This window comes from Citrobacter europaeus (assembly GCA_020099315.1).
Classification (GTDB): domain Bacteria; phylum Pseudomonadota; class Gammaproteobacteria; order Enterobacterales; family Enterobacteriaceae; genus Citrobacter; species Citrobacter europaeus.
Genome location: CP083650.1, coordinates 253,092 through 273,496, shown reverse-complemented (window position 1 = coordinate 273,496; position 20,405 = coordinate 253,092). Strand labels below are relative to the sequence as shown.

Annotated in this window: 11 protein-coding genes and 5 pseudogenes; 5 read left to right on the top strand and 11 right to left on the bottom strand. The window is 50.2% G+C overall.

What is annotated here, in order from left to right:
- Positions 1–176: 176 nt before the first annotated feature.
- The 5 genes and pseudogenes from LA337_01255 to LA337_01235 all read right to left on the bottom strand — a co-directional run bounded on the left by LA337_01255 (position 177) and on the right by LA337_01235 (position 3,472).
- Positions 177–539 (bottom strand): annotated as a pseudogene (locus tag LA337_01255) (N-acetyltransferase).
- 63 nt (positions 540–602) lie between these two features.
- Positions 603–1,448: pseudogene (locus LA337_01250) on the bottom strand (class I SAM-dependent methyltransferase).
- A 10-nt stretch (positions 1,449–1,458) separates the two neighbouring features.
- Positions 1,459–1,727 (bottom strand): annotated as a pseudogene (locus LA337_01245) (YjhX family toxin).
- Positions 1,724–2,113 carry an SH3 domain-containing protein gene (locus LA337_01240; protein ID UBI16361.1) on the bottom strand — a complete coding sequence of 130 codons (390 nt, stop codon included), beginning with the start codon at positions 2,111–2,113 and terminating at the stop codon, positions 1,724–1,726. Before LA337_01240 ends, LA337_01245 begins: the two are co-directional and overlap by 4 nt.
- Positions 2,114–2,823: 710 nt before the next feature.
- Positions 2,824–3,472: pseudogene (locus tag LA337_01235) on the bottom strand (Qnr family pentapeptide repeat protein).
- A 330-nt stretch (positions 3,473–3,802) separates the two neighbouring features.
- Here LA337_01235 and LA337_01230 point away from each other — a divergent pair.
- From LA337_01230 to LA337_01220, 3 genes are all read left to right on the top strand, one after another.
- Positions 3,803–4,237, top strand: coding sequence for a VOC family protein (locus LA337_01230; GenBank protein ID UBI16360.1), 435 nt, complete (start codon positions 3,803–3,805; stop codon positions 4,235–4,237).
- A 57-nt stretch (positions 4,238–4,294) separates the two neighbouring features.
- Positions 4,295–4,768, top strand: a complete 474-nt coding sequence (locus tag LA337_01225; GenBank protein UBI16359.1) for a GFA family protein — start codon at positions 4,295–4,297, stop codon at positions 4,766–4,768.
- Between the two features lie 650 nt (positions 4,769–5,418).
- Positions 5,419–6,030 carry a hypothetical protein gene (locus LA337_01220; GenBank protein ID UBI16358.1) on the top strand — a complete coding sequence of 204 codons (612 nt, stop codon included), beginning with the start codon at positions 5,419–5,421 and terminating at the stop codon, positions 6,028–6,030.
- 307 nt (positions 6,031–6,337) lie between these two features.
- On the opposite strand, the gene LA337_01215 is transcribed toward LA337_01220, so the two are convergent.
- The 6 genes and pseudogenes from LA337_01215 to LA337_01190 form a co-directional block, all read right to left on the bottom strand.
- Positions 6,338–6,919 (bottom strand): YebB family permuted papain-like enzyme, encoded by a 582-nt coding sequence (locus LA337_01215; protein UBI16357.1) that lies wholly within the window; start codon positions 6,917–6,919, stop codon positions 6,338–6,340.
- A 365-nt stretch (positions 6,920–7,284) separates the two neighbouring features.
- A complete protein-coding gene (locus LA337_01210; protein UBI16356.1) occupies positions 7,285–8,622 on the bottom strand; it encodes an HlyD family type I secretion periplasmic adaptor subunit in 1,338 nt (445 codons plus the stop codon).
- Positions 8,609–10,717 carry a type I secretion system permease/ATPase gene (locus tag LA337_01205; protein UBI16355.1) on the bottom strand — a complete coding sequence of 703 codons (2,109 nt, stop codon included), beginning with the start codon at positions 10,715–10,717 and terminating at the stop codon, positions 8,609–8,611. Before LA337_01205 ends, LA337_01210 begins: the two co-directional genes overlap by 14 nt.
- A 57-nt stretch (positions 10,718–10,774) precedes the next feature.
- Positions 10,775–14,806 (bottom strand): hypothetical protein, encoded by a 4,032-nt coding sequence (locus tag LA337_01200; GenBank protein UBI18375.1) that lies wholly within the window; start codon positions 14,804–14,806, stop codon positions 10,775–10,777.
- 72 nt (positions 14,807–14,878) lie between these two features.
- Positions 14,879–15,019 (bottom strand): annotated as a pseudogene (locus tag LA337_01195) (hypothetical protein).
- Positions 15,020–17,128: 2,109 nt separating this feature from the next.
- Positions 17,129–17,683: a hypothetical protein gene (locus LA337_01190; GenBank protein UBI16354.1), complete on the bottom strand. Its 555-nt coding sequence runs from the start codon at positions 17,681–17,683 to the stop codon at positions 17,129–17,131.
- A 590-nt stretch (positions 17,684–18,273) separates the two neighbouring features.
- Between LA337_01190 and LA337_01185 the strand changes: the two genes are divergently transcribed.
- Both LA337_01185 and LA337_01180 read left to right on the top strand, forming a co-directional pair.
- A complete protein-coding gene (locus LA337_01185) occupies positions 18,274–19,083 on the top strand; it encodes a class I SAM-dependent methyltransferase (GenBank protein ID UBI16353.1) in 810 nt (269 codons plus the stop codon).
- Between the two features lie 254 nt (positions 19,084–19,337).
- Positions 19,338–20,120 carry an alpha/beta hydrolase gene (locus LA337_01180; GenBank protein ID UBI16352.1) on the top strand — a complete coding sequence of 261 codons (783 nt, stop codon included), beginning with the start codon at positions 19,338–19,340 and terminating at the stop codon, positions 20,118–20,120.
- The last annotated feature ends 285 nt before the right edge of the window (positions 20,121–20,405 follow it).

Sequence of the window (20,405 nt, the reverse complement as noted above, 5' to 3'; positions counted from 1 at the left end):
AGGCTAAGTCAGATGCTTGTAAGATGAAGTTAAATATAGATGTTATCAATGTATCTTGATTGACAAGTATTTTTAAGATAGTGGTTTCTCATTAGCTACATAGCCTGACGGCTAAAAATCCCCATCATTGTTCCGCAGATGCAATCCTTTTTTCAGTTTCCAAAGTTGATAACAAGAAAAGTAACGTGGCCGAGTACAAAACCTTCTGACTTCCCATCAGCCTCAAGTGCTCCAGGCCCGTGCGTGTCAGCAATCCCCCCATGCCCTGGCATTCAGGAATGACCGCCAGGGGTGCAAGAATATGCATCAGCGCCCCTCATTTGCACCATTGAATATAGCCCGGATAAACAATATATGCCCGACGGCTTTGCCTTGATGGCGGTCGAGCAGAGATAACGTCGGATATGCACTTTCGTCCTCCAATAAGGAGGCTACCAAATCGGCCTCCTTTGGTAGCCAAATGCGCGGGTTTCGACTTCCCGGATAGTACATGCATCATTCTCATCGGCGATATGAAAGGTAAAGCTGTGTGTTGTCATAATGCTCTCCTTAACGGTATTAATTCATTCCATCTTAAATGACATATTCAGGGGGGCCACTTATGAAGATATTGATTTTTCAGCTAGCAGAACAAAAAATTTGCCCTCAAAAGTTTCACCCACCGGCCATTCGTTGCTGTCCAGGCATCGCACCACGCTCAGGCCTGTATTGCCGATGAGACAGGCAAAATCGGCATCCCGCCAGGCCATCATTTGACTACCGAAACGGGTGATGCGACTGTTTTCATCTATGGCCCAGAACTGGGTCGAGCTGACTTTACTATCTTCATCCCAAGCATTTTCGGTTAATAGCAGATGAGGAACAGCAAGGAACAGCCCTTTCGGACAACGCTGCCAGCTCGCCGGCACCATGCCCTGACGTTTAACTTCATCGAATGTATGGAGTTCAATGAGCAGTTTGCCTTCCGGTTTCAACCACTGCGCGCAACCACTGATAAGGCTTTGCGCATCATTAGCGCTAAATACATTCAGCTCTCCAAACGTCATCATGATGAAATCGAAGGGGGCGTCCGGCCAGTAATCACGAATATCCTGGTGGATATAATCAATGTTCAGATCAGCGGCCTGCGCCTGCTGTCGTGCCCATTCTATGGAGGCCGGTGAAAAATCCACACCTGTGCACCTGAATCCACGCTCTGCCAGGCGGCGGGTATAAAAGCCGGGGCCACAACCGAGATCCAGAATGCGTGCGCCCGCGGGTAGCTTACTCGCTATCCATGCTACCTGTTGTTCAATCACTGGCTGCCTGCGACTGGCCCAGTCATGCTCCTGCGACAAATGATTTTCCAGCATTCGCTGGCTGAACTCCGGTTCGTCCCAGGGTATTTTGCTTTCTTCAGCAGAGAGATGAAGTCGGCCGGATATAGAAATTAGAGTGCTGAGATCCATAAATTTTTCCTTAGCGGTTATCGGGCTGTGAACGAACGTTGTTAAGCCCGGTGGTATTGATGCGGTAAGGCTGACCGTTGACGGACTTGATCAGTTTTTTGGTTTTGCGTTTTTTGAATACGGCGAGCGTACAATCGGCAAGCAACAGCCCTTCACGGCTATAGCATTCAACAGAGGTAATACGACCAATATGTGACATGACGCATCGCGGACGTGCGCAATACGTCCATCTTTTGCGAGCATGTGTAAGGTACGTTGTTCCTGACGGGATAAATTCATACTGGAAAACAGATTTCCTCTTCATGCTTGTGCAGCAGCGACTGGGGGACCCATCCAGTCTGTCCGTCTGAAGAACGCTCACACCACATCCAGCCATTGAGTGATTTTAGTCCGTAAACCTCATCCCCTCTCTTCACCTCCAGTTCCCGGGCGTTGTAATCCTCCCTTGCAATGCCCCGATACGTTCCCTCACATCTCTCGATGATCTGTCCGGGCACCCAGCCGCCAGTATGACCGGGAATTGTGCAGTAATACCAGTTATCCCAGCCTTCCTCTCCCTCATACTTTTCGTGAATTATCAGGCTGGTACCACGGGGGAAAGTAATAGGAACAGGATATTCGCTGATATGCGAATCTGTGGCGGTAAATCTTAATGGTACTGTCATAGATGCCTTCTTATTATGTGGCTGTTCTGTAAAAAAAATGCCTCGCAGCACGGAACACGAAGCATTAACAGAACAGGGAGGTAGAGTCACTCATTATAATTATTCACTGTTTCCAATATTATTCTCCTTATGGTGCTGGTTGCTCCTTTATGACTGGCCATTACACCTGTCATACCCCGGTACTGAACATCTTCTCTTGACGGAAGGTTATTAGGTACGCAGAGATATTGACAGTGCGTTATTCAGTGCTTCTTGCTCTTCTTATCCTAGGAGTATTTCACTGCTGCATGGATCTTCAATGAATCAAAAGTGCGTACTTTTACTGGCTCCTGTTTTTCTTGCTCATTTCAGTCAGAAACGTGATGGATAAAAAATTTGTAATCTAGTAAATGTAAAAATAGCGGCAGATATTATTATATTCAATGACGAGTATCACAATTCATGAATTATTTGAAATCAAAAGATATAAGTTATTTTAATAATTAAATAACAAAATTCAGGCTATGGAGCAAATGCAGATAAACGTCACTGGGCTACCCCCGAAATTTAAGGGCTGGAATACCTAATACTCGGGAAAAGCATATCTGTTGAAATATAAATCACGAATAATTAACTTATTAAAATCTTCATCATTGTTTAAGTCACGCTAACTGATTAGCAGCTCTACAACTATTCAGTAAATGATGAACGAATAGTTGAGCTAACAGTTGCTACTCAGTCACAGTAATACCTAAATCTGCCATCAATGATGACGCCTGCTCGTAATCAATTTTAACCCCCTCAAGATTGGTGCGACGGATATCAAGATCCCCCGTAACAGCTCCCCTGAGATCGCAGTTCGTCACATCAGCAGAGCTGCCAGTTGAAACTGGTAAAATCCCCTCCGGACAGATCTGACCCACTGAAATTGGCACCGGTGACGATGGTCCCGTTCCAGAGATTTTCCCACAGTTCACACTCTTCCAGTATAGCGCCTGAAAGATTAGCATAACTAAGGTTACTTTTAGTTATGAACGCACTGCACATCCAGAGACGGGGACTGATTTTTTTCATAAATCTTGCCTGACGGAAATCACATCCCATCGCGCGACAGCCCCTGATTTCAACACCGAAAAGGTCTGCATTCTTAAATATGCTCATCGTCAAATCACAGTTTACAAAACTGGCCTCCTTGAGGGTGGCCCCGCTGAAGTCACAGCCTACCTGTTTATCCGGATGCCAGAAATGGCAATTGATAAATTTCGTTTCAGTCAGATCTGTTTTCGAAAAATCGCATGAGTAAAATTTCACTCCTGAAATTTTCTCACCCGTAAACTGATTGAAAGTAAATTTTAGGGCCTCATAATTTTCTATTTTCATTTAACTACCTTTCTATAAAGGTTTCCAAAATGATAATCATGCAGTTTGTCTGGTATTCGAAAGTTATCTTGCATCAAAAGAGTTAACGTTTGATACGACGCATTGCTCATTTGAAGTTAATCAGCCTTAACGATCCAACCCTTTCCGGTGTTCAATTCCGAAGCAGGGAGAATTGGCTGAGGGTGTACACCAACGCCAATTTCTGGTGCTGATCACTTATTCATTTAATCGTGCTGGTAAAATACACTTGGAAACGACAGGGAGATATGCGTTAGCCCACCGCCGTATGTAGCCATCCTGACTGGCGTGATCTGAATAAGGAAATGAACCATGGAAAACTATACCCTCCATCGTGGCAGGCTTATCGACCATATCCAGCTTGTGACAAACAACTTTGAAGCAAGCAAAGCGTTTTACATATCTGTACTGGCTGTACTTGAGATACCTGTCGCCATTACAGATGAAAATTATATGTGGGCTGACGAACTGGTCATTTCGTCAGTAAAAAGTTCAGAATCGGCAGGAGTACCGACAGGACGGCATCATCTGGCCTTTCAGGCCATGAACCGTGAAATGGTGGATACTTTTTACCATGTGGCACTGACTCATGGAGGGAGTGACAACGGTGCCCCTGGCGAAAGAACCTACCATCCCGGATATTATGCTGCGTTTGTTCTGGATCCCGACGGTAACAATATTGAAGTTGTTTACCATGGAGAAGGCGATCGCAGCGCCCGATCCATAGAAATCAACTTTTCGCTCTGAGGAATCAGGGGTCTGATGGAGCATCTCAATTTGTAAATAGTCAATACGGGGATAATTATGAAAACAGACGATTATGATGCCATGAAAGGAGGATGTACTTGCGGAGCAGTACGTTATGCTGTAACAGCCTCCCCTCTGATTGTTCACTGTTGTCATTGTCACTGGTGTCAGCGTGAAACTGGGTCCGCTTTTGTGATAAATGCAGTCATTGAAAATATGCATGTTCACCTGACAAAAGGTGAAGTCACCGTGATCAATACACCTTCATTAAGCGGAAAAGGTCAGAAGATCGCCCGTTGCCCTAAATGCCAAATCGCATTATGGAGCCACTATTCTGGTAGCAGCAAACTCACTTTTTTGCGGGTAGGTACCCTGGACCATCCCGAGCGCATGCCACCTGATATTCATATTTATGCAGAAAGTAAGCAGCCCTGGGTGACATTACCTGAAGGCGCTATTACCCGCCCTCAGTTTTATGAACCTGATACCGTTCTGTCCAGTGACAGCCTGCGCCGTCTTGCTGCACTTTAAGACCAGTACGAATGACACCGCTCATTAACTAAACTAACCGGCGTAAAACTGAGCCAGATATTGATGAAAAGGATGCCATTAAAGCACAGTATAATGACTATGGCTTGTGTGGTACGTCGGTGTTCTGGTAGATCAGACTGGTTGCCACCCGAAGATACTCATCCTCATATGCCTCAATCACTGTCATTTTAACTAAAATACTGGGGAAAACCATATACGTATAGCGAGAAGCCTCTGATCCTAATCAAATGCATTCAATAAAGTGATATACATCAAATAGTAGTGAGAACTAAAAATGTCAAATATATAAAAATGAGAGTTGTGATAGAAGTAAAGTCTGGCCTAATTACTTTCCTGAGTTTAAGTAACATGTTACCACCTCCTGTAACCCTATGTTATCGATCTCGTAATCTAGCAAAAACGAGTAACATATAAAGATAGATTAAAACGATAAGTATTGGATGGAAAAATAAAGTGATTCTATAAAAATATGAAAATAAGACCAGAAATCAAGGTCCTGTCATGTATGGTTTCAAGTCAATAAACCTATATATATTTACAGCATACAAAATTTTAGTTATCTAAAACTATCATTGTCTGCCAAGCCAAATACTTAAAATATCCTATTCCAATAACTTACGGCATACAACATGAAAAAATTGTTTATAATCAGCCCTTGCGCATTTACCAAGAAAGGCTTTAGTAACCTAGAGTTACACGAGAAAATGTCAGATGTGGAAATCATCAATGTAGAGAGCTACGAAGAAGTCGTAACCCATATTGAAATGGAAGCCAACCCTTCCGAGCCATCACTAATTATTGTAGACATGACTATACGCTTGCGAACATTAAGAACAAGACAACTTGCCACCGTCTGGAATCTGAGACGGATAATGTATACAAATCCAAAACTGAGAAAGGTGCCATTTGTATTATTTGGAATTAAGGAACAGTCACGACTTACTTTACTGCACTGGATAAACTCACATAACTCACTCGAGTCTTTAATCGACAGAATAGATAATATCTATAAGAAATATGAAGATTACTCTAACTGTAATGGAATTAAGCAAAAAGGGCTTGAAAAAAGGCAAAGGATATTACTTGAACAACTTATGAAAGGGTACAGTATACAGAAGTTATCAATAAAAATGCATACATGTTCACATAACTTGTTTTACTCACGCGACCGCTTGATAGCAAAACTTGGGCTTTATGACCGTTATGATTTCATAGCTCTTTCAGAAGAGCTCATATTATAATGGCGTTCAAATAGAAGCCCAAAAAGAATATATAAAAAGGGGAGAATTCTCCCCAAAAATAAATAGCTCACAGATATGCTCAATTTTGAACATACTAAGAGAGTTCATTATTCGAATGATTTTTTAAACACCTAAAATTCATAACAAGCAATGCCAACAAAAGTTATACTAGCGACAAAACTAAAACTTTTCAAAATCGATTATATCATTCTGAACTTTAGCCGATACCTTTTGAAAGTTGCCACTCACCTCTAATCTGGCAGCCTCCCCCCTGACTTTTGAGCACACCGACATGTATGTAATTATTTCATTTCCCGACCGTTTCGGGACTGTCATAAATCCGCTCAAGTGCCGGGTGCTGCCATATGCTGGCGGGTGTGACCGTTTTCCTTTCCCACGGAATAAAACCCAGAAACCAGAACCGCCAGAATCTCAGGCCGGCTTCCGGGTTGTTCTTCAGTAGCTGACCAAAGGTTTCAACACTACCAACATGAATATCCAATGCCTCCCTGTAAATATCAAACACGAACTTTGAACAAAACTGCCGGGAAGAATCGTAGTTAAACCCAGTATGGTACAATTTATGCAGATGAGCGGGCATCTGTTGCATAACAGCCAGCTTCTGTTCCACGTTCAGCCCTCCCTGCAGACGACGTACGGAATAACGTTCACCGGCAGAGCGCTGAATGAAAGCAGACAGGGTGGTAACTCCGGAGAATGGAATGCGGCTTTCAGCCACGAAATAATCGTCACGGTTATGTCCAGTGATGATCCCGACATGATTGCACCAACACCGGGAGGCCATTGACACCTCACGGAACAAGGATGAACCGATACAGGTAAAAACAATATCTCCCGTTTCAAACACCGCAGGGTAATTCTTCGTCATATTTTTCTCCGTTCTGTTTCAGAAAACATTAAACGGTTTCACCACAGCCTTCCGGTAGATATCTCCACTAAACCTCGGCATTCATATCATTTCTTCGGAAAATATCGTGTATGCCCAGTGATTAATGATACCCGTGGTGTATCCCATGTTTCCTGGCTGATAATAAAAATTTAGTGAGGCCCGAAGCCCGATACTGAGATCGCCAATCTCCTCCAGTGACCCAACCAGTTCTGCTTCTACAGTCTATTACGGATCTCTTCTGAACGATTTTCGTTCGGCTTAATGTTTCCCTTTTGTCTTAAGCGCATCACGATTGCGTTCATTCCCGGGGCGGGAACGCCTTGCATCACCTCACCGAAAACGGCTCAACGCTGCTTCCCCACACCGTCTATCGCCTCCAGAACCGGGCTTAGGAGATAACTCAGGATTGTCCTTTTCCCGGTTTTTATTTCCGCCGAGACCGACATCCCCGGCTCCAGCCGGCGGGATTTTCCGTCCACAACCATATCGGTTTCATCCAGTTGAATCACCGCCCGGTAGAGCAGGCCACGCTCCTTATCTTCCACTGCGTCTGCTGACACCTTAATCAACGTCCCCTCCACCCAGCCATAGCGCGTAAAATCAAACGTATCCACCTTGACCGTAACCCGCTGGCCCGTGTGTAAAAAGCCCACATCCTGATTACTGACCAGAACTTCTGCGCTGAGCTTCTCGCCTTCCGGGACAATTTTCAGCAGTTCCTGCGTCGCCTCCACTGCCGCTCCTGCATCCCGGTAAACCAGGGCATCCACCCTGCCACTGACCGGCGCAGTCAGCTGATACAGTTTCAGTTCCGCCTCAAGCTGGGCCAGCTGACTTTCAAGTACTGCATTTTCGGTCACCAGCTCCGTTCGCTCCTGTTCCCACTCCTGTATTTTGCCGGCACGGTAGCTCGCCTCTTCTGATTCAGACAGATCCAGACTGGCCTGAATTTCCCTGACCTTAGCTCCCGCCGCCCGGGCACTGTAATCCGCCTCCAGAAGACGCTTACGGATTTCAAGCAGGCTGTCTTCACTGGTACTTCCCCGCTGGAACAGTGCCTGCAGGGCGGTAAACTGTTTACGGTAGATAACCAGCTGTTTTTCGGCCATATCCTGTTGGGCCAGATAGCCTTCCATCTGTGCATGCAGGGTTTGTTGATTATTACGATAACGCTGTATCTCCCGACGCAGCGCCTCTGCTTCTGACTCCTGACGGGCTGAGACCTGATTTTCCAGAGGAGGTGCCACAACAGACGTTATCCCGTCAGCCAGCCTGTCCGTCGATAAAGGATCGTTCCTGACACGTATCAGCAGCAGTCCGAGTCGCCGGATATTGAGCCGGTTAATCTGCTGGCGAAGACGGTTTTCCTGACGCCGGGTCGTCAGCTGGCCATCATTGAGCTGGATCAAGAGACTGCCTTTCTCAACATGCTGTCCATCCTGCACGTAAACTCTGGCAATATCGGCTGTCACGGCGCTGCTGACGGGCCGTGACAGCAGGGTGACCACCACTTTTCCCCGTGTGATGGCCACAATATCCACCTGTCCCAGCGCGGCCCAGCAGACGGACAATGTCAGTAACAGCATGACGCCCCAGAGAATAAACCGTCCAGCCGGAGAGGGCGGGGTATCCTGAATCTCCAGTACAGCAGGTAAAAACTCACGATAGTTATGCTTCATCATCCCTCTTCGACTGTAACCGGTGCAGACGGGCATAAATGCCGTCACGTTGCAGCAACTGATGGTGAGAACCCTGTTCTGCGATTTCGCCCTTTTCCATCACAATTATCCGCCCGGCCTGCCGCACGGTGGACAGACGGTGCGCAATAATAAATACCGTCCGGTTGCGGCAAATATCGGCCATATTGCGCTGGATAATTTCCTCTGACTCATAATCCAGCGCACTGGTGGCCTCATCGAGGATGAGGATCCGCGGTTGCGTCATCAGTGCCCGGGCAATGCCGATCCGCTGTTTCTGCCCGCCGGACAGTTGCCCGCCCTGCTCCCCGACAGGGGTGTCGTAACCGGCCGGGAATTCGCTGATGAAATCATGTGCGCCGGCAAGTCTGGCAGCTGCCATCACGCTGTCCAGCGGGGCATCCGGCATGGCCAGGGCAATATTGTCGCGGATAGTGCCGTTGAAGAGTTGCGTCTCCTGGAGTACCACGCCGGTCTGCTGGCGCAGCCAGCGGGGATCGATATTTGCACTGTCCGTGCCGTCAATAAAAATCTGCCCCCCGGTCGGGATGTAAAGACGCTGAATAAGACGGGTCAGGGTACTTTTTCCGGAGCCGGAACGGCCCACAATGCCAATCACCTCCCCGGGCCTGACCGACAGTGTCACACGGTTTACAACAGGGGCCATGCCGGGCTGATAAGCAAAACTCACCTCCCTGAAGCGAACCGCTCCTTTGATTGCGGAAAGCGTCACCGCGCTGCCCTGCGCCTTTTCCTGCGGCACATTCAGAATATCGCCCAGCCGTTTCACAGAGACGGAAACCTGCTGAAAATCCTGCCACAGCTGGACCAGCCGCAATACCGGTGCGTTGACCTGGCCGGCAAACATATTGAAGGCAATCAGGGCTCCCACCGTTAATTCCCCCTGAATGACCTGCTGTGCCCCGTACCAGAGAATGGCCACACTGGTAACTTTACCGATAAGCTGCGCCAGCTGGCCTGCCACATTTCCCAGATTCTGGGTGCGGAAACACCCGGAGACATAGGCCGCGATTTGTTCATCCCAGCGGCGTCCCATCTGATTTTCTACTGCCATCGCTTTTACCGGCTCGATCCCGGTAATACTCTCAACCAGAAAAGCCTGGTTACGGGCCCCCTGCTGAAACTGGACATCCAGACGCCGGCGTAATTCAGGAGTGATTGTCAGGGAGAGAATGGCGTAGGGAACCAGCGAGACGATGACGATCAGAGTCAGCGGTATGCTGTACAGCGCCATCACCACGAAGAAAACAAGGGTGAACAACAGGTCCAGACACAGAGTCAGCGCATTACCGGTAAGGAATTCCCGCACTGTCCTGAGCTCATGCACCCGCGCCACGGTCACCCCCACCTGCCGCTGGCGGAAATAAGCCAGCGGCAACGCCAGAAGATGACGGTACAGCAGGGAGCTCAGGGTGACGTCAATACGCTGTGAGGTGTGGGCCAGCTGATAGTTTCGAAGTCCACCCAGCAACACATCAAACAGACAGACACCCAGCATACCGATGGCCAGTACATCGAGCGTGGTCAGGCTCTGGTGCGTCAGCACCTTATCCACAACAACCTGAAAAAACAGCGGCGTGACCAGAGCAAGCAACTGAATAAAAAAAGAAGCCAGAAGGATCTCGCCGAGCAGTTTTTTGTAACGCATAAACGCCCGGGCAAACCAGCGCAGGTTAAATTCCCGCTCAATGTTTTCCAGGGACAGACGCCGCGTGAAGAGAAAACCGGTATAGCGTATGTCCGGCAGGGGCTCCAGAATCTCTGCACTCTCCTCTCCCTGTATCAGCCATTTCCCGTCCCTGATGGCCAGCACCACCACATATCCCCGTTCCGGTACCTCAATTAATGCCGGCAGGGGGATCCTGCAGCCCGCTTCCAGGTTCGCGACATGGCGGCATTTTAGCCCACAACTTCTGACCGCCCGGACAAACTGCAGGGTAAGATCATGGCTCTCATCAGTGAAATACCGGGATCTCAGTGAGGCAATATTGACAACTGTCTCATGGTAACGGGCAATAATGGCGAATCCCCGCCATAAACTCTGTTCTGAAGGTGACACGTTCAGTCTGTTTCCCTTGCTGATAAAGAAGCCCGGGCATCATGCCCGGGGGTTATCTCAGTAGCCGAATGAAGTTTTCTGAACGGTGGCCAGTACCGGAGCCGTGAACTGTTCAGGTGCCATCAGCAACACATCAGCATCATCCGCAGCCGCCATGAACTGACTGATTTGCTGTCGCATCAGACTCACCGGGACAGCACTGTCAGAGCCGGTATCCGCGGCCGGCAGCGGGATACCGTCATCGAGATAGCTGAGCAGGTCGTCAGCAAGCCACAGCGTCCCGTCCGCATACTGCACCTGCTGCAGGGGATTCCAGTTATCACCGGAGAAGAACCTCTCCACCAGGATACGGTCGGTACTGCCCGCCAGCGTCAGCAGCAGATCGCTGCTGCCGGAACGCTTCACCGTCACCTGGTCTGCGGTGATACCTTCCCCGAACTTCAGCGTGTTGGTCTCCGGGGTGGTGTGGTAATCCCCGCGCAGGGTGTCCTGGCCGTCACCGGGGTTAAACAGGTAGGTGTCGTTCCCGGCTCCGCCGCTCAGAGAATCGTTCCCGGCACCGCCCACGAGAATATCGTCCCCGGCCTGGCCATTGAGGACGTCATTGCCCGCCAGCCCGTACAGCACGTCGTTCCCGCTGGTCCCGGTCAGGGTGTCCGCCCCGTCCGTCGCCTGCAGTGCCTTCGCCACCAGGTCCGCCACCGTCCAGCGCGTCCCGTCCACAAACTCCACCACCTGCAGTGGGGTGTAATAACTGTCAGGCCGGTCCTGGTAGAAGAAGTCTTTTACCAGGATACGGTCGGTACTGCCCGCCAGCGTCAGCAGCAGATCGCTGCTGCCGGAACGCTTCACCGTCACCTGGTCCGCCGTAATACCGGCCCCGAACTTCAGGGTGTTGGTCTCCGGGGTGTTATGGTAATCCCCGCGCAGGGTGTCCTGGCCGTCACCGCGGTTAAACAGGTAGGTGTCGTTCCCGGCTCCGCCATTGAGAATGTCGTTCCCGGCTCCGCCCACGAGAATATCGTCCCCGGCCTGGCCATTGAGGACATCATTGCCCGCCAGCCCGTACAGCACGTCATCCCTGCCAGTCCCGGTCAGGGTGTCCGCCCCGTCCGTCGCCTGCAGTGCCTTCGCCACCAGGTCCGCCACCGTCCAGCGCGTCCCGTCCGCAAACTCCACCACCTGCAGTGGGGTGTAATAACTGTCAGGCCGGTCCTGGTAGAAGAAGTCTTTTACCAGGATACGGTCGGTACTGCCCGCCAGCGTCAGCAGCAGATCGCTGCTGCCGGAACGCTTCACCGTCACCTGGTCCGCCGTAATACCGGCCCCGAACTTCAGGGTGTTGGTCTCCGGGGTGTTATGGTAATCCCCGCGCAGGGTGTCCTGGCCGTCACCGCGGTTAAACAGGTAGGTGTCGTTCCCGGCTCCGCCATTGAGAATGTCGTTCCCGGTGCCGCCCGCCAGGATATCGTCCCCGTCACCGCCGTTGAGAGTATCATTCCCCTCCCCGCCGTACAGGGTGTCGTTCCCCGCCTGGCCGTTGAGGACATCATTGCCTGCCAGCCCGTACAGCACGTCATCCCTGTCAGTCCCGGTCAGGGTGTCCGCCCCGTCCGTCGCCTGCAGCGCCTTCGCCACCAGGTCTGCCACCGTCCAGCGCGTCCCGTCCGCAAACTCCACCACCTGCAGCGGGTTGAAATTTCCATCCGGCCGGTCAGAGGAGAAGAAGTCCTCCACCAGAATACGGTCGGTGCTGCCCGCCAGCGTCAGCAGCAGACCACTGTAACCGGAACGTTTCACCGTCACCTGGTCCGCCGTAATACCTTCCCCGAACTTCAGGGTGTTGGTCTCCGGCTTACTTTGATAATCCCCGCGCAGGGTGTCCTGGCCGTCGCCGCGGTTAAACAGGTAGGTGTCGTTCCCGGCGCCGCCGCTCAGAGAATCGTTCCCGGCACCGCCCACGAGAATATCGTCCCCGGCCTGGCCATTGAGGACGTCATTGCCCGCCAGCCCGTACAGCACGTCGTTCCCGCTGGTCCCGGTCAGGGTGTCCGCCCCGTCCGTCGCCTGCAGCGCCTTCACCACCAGGTCTGCCACCGTCCAGCGCGTCCCGTCCGCAAACTCCACCACCTGCAGCGGGTTGAAATTTCCATCCGGCTGGTCAGAGGAGAAAAAATCTTCCACCAGAATACGGTCGGTGCTGCCCGCCAGGGTCAGCAGCAGACCACTGTAACCGGAACGCTTCACCGTCACCTGGTCTGCCGTAATACCGGCCCCGAATTTCAGCGTGTTGGTCTCCGGGGTGGTGTGGTAATCCCCGCGCAGGGTGTCCTGGCCGTCACCGCGGTTAAACAGGTAGGTGTCGTTCCCGGCTCCGCCGCTCAGAGAATCGTTCCCGGCACCGCCGTACAGGGTGTCGTTCCCCGCCTGGCCGTTGAGGACATCATTGCCTGCCAGCCCGTACAGCACGTCATCCCTGTCAGTCCCGGTCAGGGTGTCCGCCCCGTCCGTCGCCTGCAGCGCCTTCGCCACCAGGTCTGCCACCGTCCAGCGCGTCCCGTCCGCAAACTCCACCACCTGCAGCGGGTTGAAATTTCCATCCGGCCGGTCAGAGGAGAAAAAGTCTTCCACCAGAATACGGTCGGTGCTGCCCGCCAGGGTCAGCAGCAGACCACTGTAACCGGAGCGCTTCACCGTCACCTGGTCTGCCGTGATACCGGCCCCGAACTGCAGGGTGTTGGTCTCCGGCTTACTGTGGTAATCCCCGCGCAGGGTGTCCTGACCGTCTCCGCGGTTAAACAGGTAGGTGTCGTTCCCGGCTCCGCCCCTGAGAATGTCGTTCCCGGCGCCACCCGCCAGGATATCGTCCCCGTCACCGCCGTTGAGAGTATCATTCCCCTCCCCGCCGTACAGGGTGTCATTCCCCGCCTGGCCGTTGAGCACGTCATTGCCTGCCAGCCCGTACAGCACGTCATCCCTGTCAGTTCCGGTCAGGGTGTCCGCCCCGTCCGTCGCCTGCAGTGCCTTCGCCACCAGGTCTTCCACCGTCCAGCGCGTCCCGTCCGCGAACTCCACCACCTGCAGCGGGTTATAGGTGCCATCCGGCCGGTCAGAGGAGAAAAAGTCTTCCACCAGAATACGGTCGGTGCTGCCCGCCAGGGTCAGCAGCAGACCACTGTAACCGGAGCGCTTCACCGTCACCTGGTCTGCCGTGATACCGGCCCCGAACTGCAGGGTGTTGGTCTCCGGCTTACTGTGGTAATCCCCGCGCAGGGTGTCCTGACCGTCTCCGCGGTTAAACAGGTAGGTGTCGTTCCCGGCTCCGCCGCTCAGAGAATCGTTCCCGGCACCGCCCACGAGAATATCGTCCCCGGCCTGGCCGTTGAGCACGTCATTGCCTGCCAGCCCGTACAGCACGTCATCCCTGTCAGTTCCGGTCAGGGTGTCCGCCCCGTCCGTCGCCTGCAGTGCCTTCGCCACCAGGTCTTCCACCGTCCAGCGCGTCCCGTCCGCGAACTCCACCACCTGCAGCGGGTTATAGGTGCCATCCGGCCGGTCAGAGGAGAAAAAGTCTTCCACCAGAATACGGTCGGTGCTGCCCGCCAGGGTCAGCAGCAGACCACTGTAACCGGAGCGCTTCACCGTCACCTGGTCTGCCGTGATACCGGCCCCGAACTGCAGGGTGTTGGTCTCCGGCTTACTGTGGTAATCCCCGCGCAGGGTGTCCTGACCGTCTCCGCGGTTAAACAGGTAGGTGTCGTTCCCGGCTCCGCCGCTCAGAGAATCGTTCCCGGCACCGCCCACGAGAATATCGTCCCCGGCCTGGCCATTGAGGACGTCATTGCCCGCCAGCCCGTACAGCACGTCGTTCCCGCTGGTCCCGGTCAGGGTGTCCGCCCCGTCCGTCGCCTGCAGTGCCTTCGCCACCAGGTCCGCCACCGTCCAGCGCGTCCCGTCCACAAACTCCACCACCTGCAGTGGGGTGTAATAACTGTCAGGCCGGTCCTGGTAGAAGAAGTCTTTTACCAGGATACGGTCGGTGCTGCCCGCCAGCGTCAGCAGCAGATCGCTGCTGCCGGAACGCTTCACCGTCACCTGGTCCGCCGTGATACCGGCCCCGAACTTCAGGGTGTTGGTCTCCGGGGTGTTATGGTAATCCCCGCGCAGGGTGTCCTGGCCGTCTCCGCGGTTAAACAGGTAGGTGTCGTTCCCGGCTCCGCCATTGAGAATGTCGTTCCCGGCACCGCCCGCCAGGATATCGTCGCCGGCACCACCGTTGAGGGTGTCGTTCCCCTCCCCGCCGATAAATGTTTTTTCTTCAGGGAAACCAATTCGCTCCTGTTCCTTACTGAAGGAAGGTAGGTAGGAGAAGTAAGCATAAAAGATATTTCTTAACCTCAGTGATTCATAGACATCTGCTTTTTCAAGCGCTGATATGCGTTCTTCAAAGGCTTTAAAATTCAGCGTTATGCCGCTGAGATCAGACTTTATATCTGGAACAATTAGTGCAAACTCAGCTTTATATTGAGTCTGAAATAAAATGCACGCCTCCACATAATGAGCAAACCTTTGATATTCTCCTTTAAGTATAGCTGCAGCATTACCCATTGGATTTGTTTCACCCAGTATCTGGTTTTTATATTTTGTTCCTGTAGCAGCTTCCAGTACCGCAAGTTGTCGGGCATCAATATAAATACCCCGGCTGCCGGGTTCGATATTTTCAACGCCAGCCCAGGCGAATAAAATGGATTCAATTTTATTTCCTTTTTTTGCGTCTTCCGGAACGGCCAGATATTCAGCAATAAGTGTTCGTAATTCTTTGTTCAGACTCATTGCAATATGTAAATCTGTCATATTGCCAAAGCCACGGACATAGGGTAAATCCCGGATACTTTCATCCACCGTTACTTCTGGGGTATACTGTGTATATCCCAGATTAGTATTAAACCAGACATCACTGGACTGCCCTTTTTTACCGTCGGTAAAAGTAAACGTACCGGTTTGTTTGTGAGCGTTATTCTGCCCGTCAACATAAGACGAAGAAATCCAGGATGTGCCGATGGATGCCACGCCAGCCTCATCAAGGGTCAATAATTCTCCCGCGTCAACCTTCCCGTTGCTGTTGGTATCCCGCCAGACCCTGATGTGCTGCCACGCCGCGTCTCTGTTGTCGAGCACCCCATCACCGTTTTTATCCAGTTCCCTGAGAGCCTCATAACCATTTTCTGCACGCTTACCATTTTCCAGAAGGGTATTGTTACCAAACAGCTCACGCCCCGTGTCAATCAGGCCGTCGCCATTGCGATCCATAACCAGTAACCCGTCATCCGGCGCGACCCAGCCGGTATTTTCTGCATATTTGTTACCATCATGGTCGAAAAATACATTCGATGACAGAGGGAGCGTTTCAACTCCATCACCATCCAGGTCGAGGATGAGAGGACTGAAGGTATTCTCTGCTTTATCCTTGCTGGGTCCTCCCGGAGGTCCGAAAAATCCCGGAAAGAGCGACAGCAGTCCGCCAGCCACTCCGTCAGGTGCCTGCATGGCACCACCAAGAAGACTCTTCAGAGCATCAGCTAAAGAGCCGGCCAGCTGGTTCAGTAAATACCCCAGCGCTTCACGGAGATAATTCCGGGCTGACTCACCCCCCTCCTGAGCCACTGAACTGAAATAGTTTTCCAGAGCACCCAGCTGTTTCTGCAGACTCTCCATCAGTTGATCTGCCAGACTGCCGGCACTGGTCGTGGCGTCAGGGGAGGTATTCGTCAGGCTATCCAGATAACGGTTCAGTTCATCGCGAACCCAGTCTCCCGCACCGTTGAGGATATTACCGACCGCATCCTGGAGAGAATCCATTCCTTCTTCATACTTATCCCCAAGCCACGCATCCAGCTGGTCTTTCAGGTCCATGGCATCTTCCAGCGCGTTATGGTCGTCCGTACCGTTTATAAGGTCAGACACTCCAAATGGCGTCTGCAAGCCATTCAGATAATCCACCCCGCCACTCTGAAGTACTTTGTCCACTGCGGTGGTACAGTTGTAATCACCGTCCCCGTCCGGGGTGATGTCGTAAGAATAGTTATGATTGGGAAAAGAATTGATCATATCCCGCATGCTCTGATACTGGGCTTCCGAAAGCGGGATAGTTTTACTTTCGGTGGGTATTCTTCCTTTAAGATCATCATCAACTTCAACTTTAGCCACCACATCCTTTCCGGTGATATTGCCTGCAAACCAGCCATCTTCAGGGGTAAAGCCAAAATATTTTTTATTTCCCTGACCATCATCGAGTTCCAGCCAGGTGTGGACATATCCTTCAGCCGTATTATTAAAGGGTTTTGAATCATTTTTAATCGTGACCTGATATCCCATAATACACTCTTTAATATAAACTTTTAATACGACAGATTATTTTGTATTGTAAATACGTCTAAAGCTCAGCGTATAGTCTGTCAATTCGTCAGAACGGCTGTATATCTCGGGAATAATCACATAGCGCCCGGGTTTCTTGATTTCAAAATTAGGAGTACCCTCACTAATTTCATACTTGTCTATGATATACATCTCATCTTGATACCGGGTCTCTCCTGTCGGAGGAATTTTAATTTCATGAAACAAACTGCGTGTATTAAAATCATAAATTAAAATCCGGCCTTTCAGGTCATTGCGAACTTTTTTATACAATACCTGCATTTTTTGATAGTCCTTCTTCCGCGTATTTTCATCGGAAGGTTGGTTGAAACCATCCCAGCCAGAAAAAAGAATTCTAACATTATACATTCCTTTTTTTTCAACATTGACCACAAACTGTCTTGGCGATATCTTATTCATACTTGGATATTCTGTGCTTTCATTTTGAGTCTGAATCTCTGCCGCTGTAGAGAGAGATAACGAGATAAAGCAAATAGTACTAATTAAACACATAATAATTAGCCCTTTGATAAAAACAAAGTAATACATCACATTACAACTCCTTCTGTGACCATATAGATGATGGCTCGCCAGTAGCATAATAAAAGTAATTACCATGATCTAATAACATAAAGAAAAAATAAAAATCTATATATTAATAAAACATTATTAATATATAGAATATTTTATATTTATATACGAAATATTGCGCTTATGATGACAATCTTTGTTACTAAAGAGACCATTTAGGATATAGAATCTATGGTCACTCCGATATCTAACTGACCTCTAAATACAGCGCCAAAGCTTACAGTTCGGGCTACCCGATTAAGCCAGAAGCGGCTGTAGTGTTAGTTGGGTTATCTGGTGCTGAGAGCTTGCTTAGCCGCAAAGCATAAAAACATGTCTCTGGTTGCTCTGATCTTTACCCTGACAACATTCTTTTTCTTCAGTATGGCTGATGCAAAGTGAGAGATAAAATGAGTGTAGTGGATCACGTTGTTCCGATCGCGATATGGATGCAGATTAGGATATAGGTTCATATCAAAGGATAACGCCCGACAGGCATTACCGCGTGCTAACCCCGAAGTATGCCGGGCACACACCAATGTATCGGTAGTCGGAAATACAGGAGAAAGAGGATGCAAAAGCACATTCCCCTTAAGGAAGGGCGGGCTCTGTTTGGCAGAGATACCAATGCCTATGAACAGGGCAGGCCTGATTACCCGTTACCTATATTTGCATTACTTAAAGAGTATTGCGGACCAGAAATCTGCCGGATGGCTTTCGAAATTGGGCCAGGGACCGGACAAGCAACGGAACATCTTCTCGATATGGGATATCAGGTAAAAGCAGTCGAACCTGACCATAATCTGGCTATAAGATTAAAGGAAAGGCTGAGTCAGTATTCTCAGGATTCATGCTCGATTATTAATTCCACTTTTGAGGAGGCAATACTACAACCGGGCTGCTTTGATCTGGGGATTGCAGCCACCTCTTTTCACTGGATAGAACCCGTTAGCGGACTCAAAAAGATATTCCAGCTTCTGCGCCCCGGAGGATGGTTTGCCATGTGGTGGAATGTTTTTGGCGACCCACATAATGCGGATGTCTTCATGAAAAGAACAGAGCACTTGTTTGCTCCCCTTAGTGCCAGTCCTTCACATAAAGCGGGTCACCACTATCCTTACCCACTACAAAAAAGAGAGAGGCAAGATGATCTGGCAAAAGCCGGGTTTACCGGAATAATTAGTGATGAGTTTAGATGGGAAGCAGAAATGGATGCCCGACAGACCAGACAATTGATTTCAACATTTTCACCGGTTGCGCGACTAAGTGAGGCAAAACGCAAGCGATTGCTCAATGAGATAGAGAGAGTTGTGAAAAAGGATTTTGGAGGAAAGGTTAGGCGTAACTTTGTTACCGCTATTTACCTTGCAAGGAAACCTTAGACCTTGTAAATAATTCTGTGTAACTGCCCCCCTTTTTAAAAAGCAGTCAAACTCTCAGCGAATCGCCGGTGCATCCCGCAGGCCGTTTCCCGTCAGTGGCCCACGGCTCCGCACATGATAGACGTTAAACTAAACGTATGTGATCACCATCTCATGCTAAGAGGCAAATGCACAACAAAAGAAAAACAGCGGCCTGTATTAACCATTTCAGAATTCAGTAAGACTGATTTTGTATATTCAGAAAGGATAAAGCAATGCGAATAATGACTGAGGGAATTAACTGGTATTACACACTGACAGGACAGGGAGAACCAGTCCTTTTTCTGCACGGCGGGCTTGATACCTGCGTCAATTACACGCGTTTACTGACAGAGCTGAAGGACAGGTTCAGCGTCATTGCCGTGGACCGTCGTGGCCACGGCAGAACAGCAGACACGGATGCGCCTTTCGACTGTGCCCTGATGGCCAGAGAACTGGCTGCATTTCTCCGCGAAATGAAACTGCCCCCGGTTCATATCATCGGCTGCAGCGATGGGGCAAACATCGGCCTGCATATGGCAGCAGGTTTTCCGGAGCAGGTAAAAAGTCTTATCGCGGTCTCGGGAAATTATAAAGGACGATCCGGCATGTCAGACGGGTGCCTTGCCATGTTTGACGCCTTGTCAGTGGAGTTTGTGCAGGAAACCATGCCGGACATTCTCAGACAGTATGGCGAACTCAATCCCGCCCCCGTACCGGAAACCTATATAGCAAAAACAAAACGAATGTGGAACCAGGAGAGTGTCATCAGCCAGGAGTGCCTTGCAGGCATAAGTGTGCCTGTACTTATTGTCGGCGGGGACAGGGATATGGTGCTGCCGGAGCAGCTTCTGGAAATGAAAACGCTTATTCCGGATGCCTCCTTACTGATATTGCCGTATTGCGGGCATTATATTTTTCAGGATTTCGCATGGAGTTCCACTGCAGCATCCACCGTACAACTGTTCAAGGAATTTATGACAACGCGTTTCTCTGGGCATAACACGATCTTTATCTGAGGGGGAAGTTTGAAGATCGGAAATTGCGGTATCGCATTTAGGTTATCCGATAAAGGTCAAATCCCTGACAACACCTTATAACGTGGGAGTACACCCCATTGCGATAGGTAAGCCTGTTCAAAAAAGGCTTACCGGGCAATACACGTGGTTCAGTCTTAATGGCAACCTTAGCGTAAACTTTAATTCCCGTTGCTTCAGCCAGTTATCAGAAAAATCCTGTCATCGATTTGAACGTAACAATTTATACCTGCATACTGTATATGCATACAGTTATTCTTGAGGTAT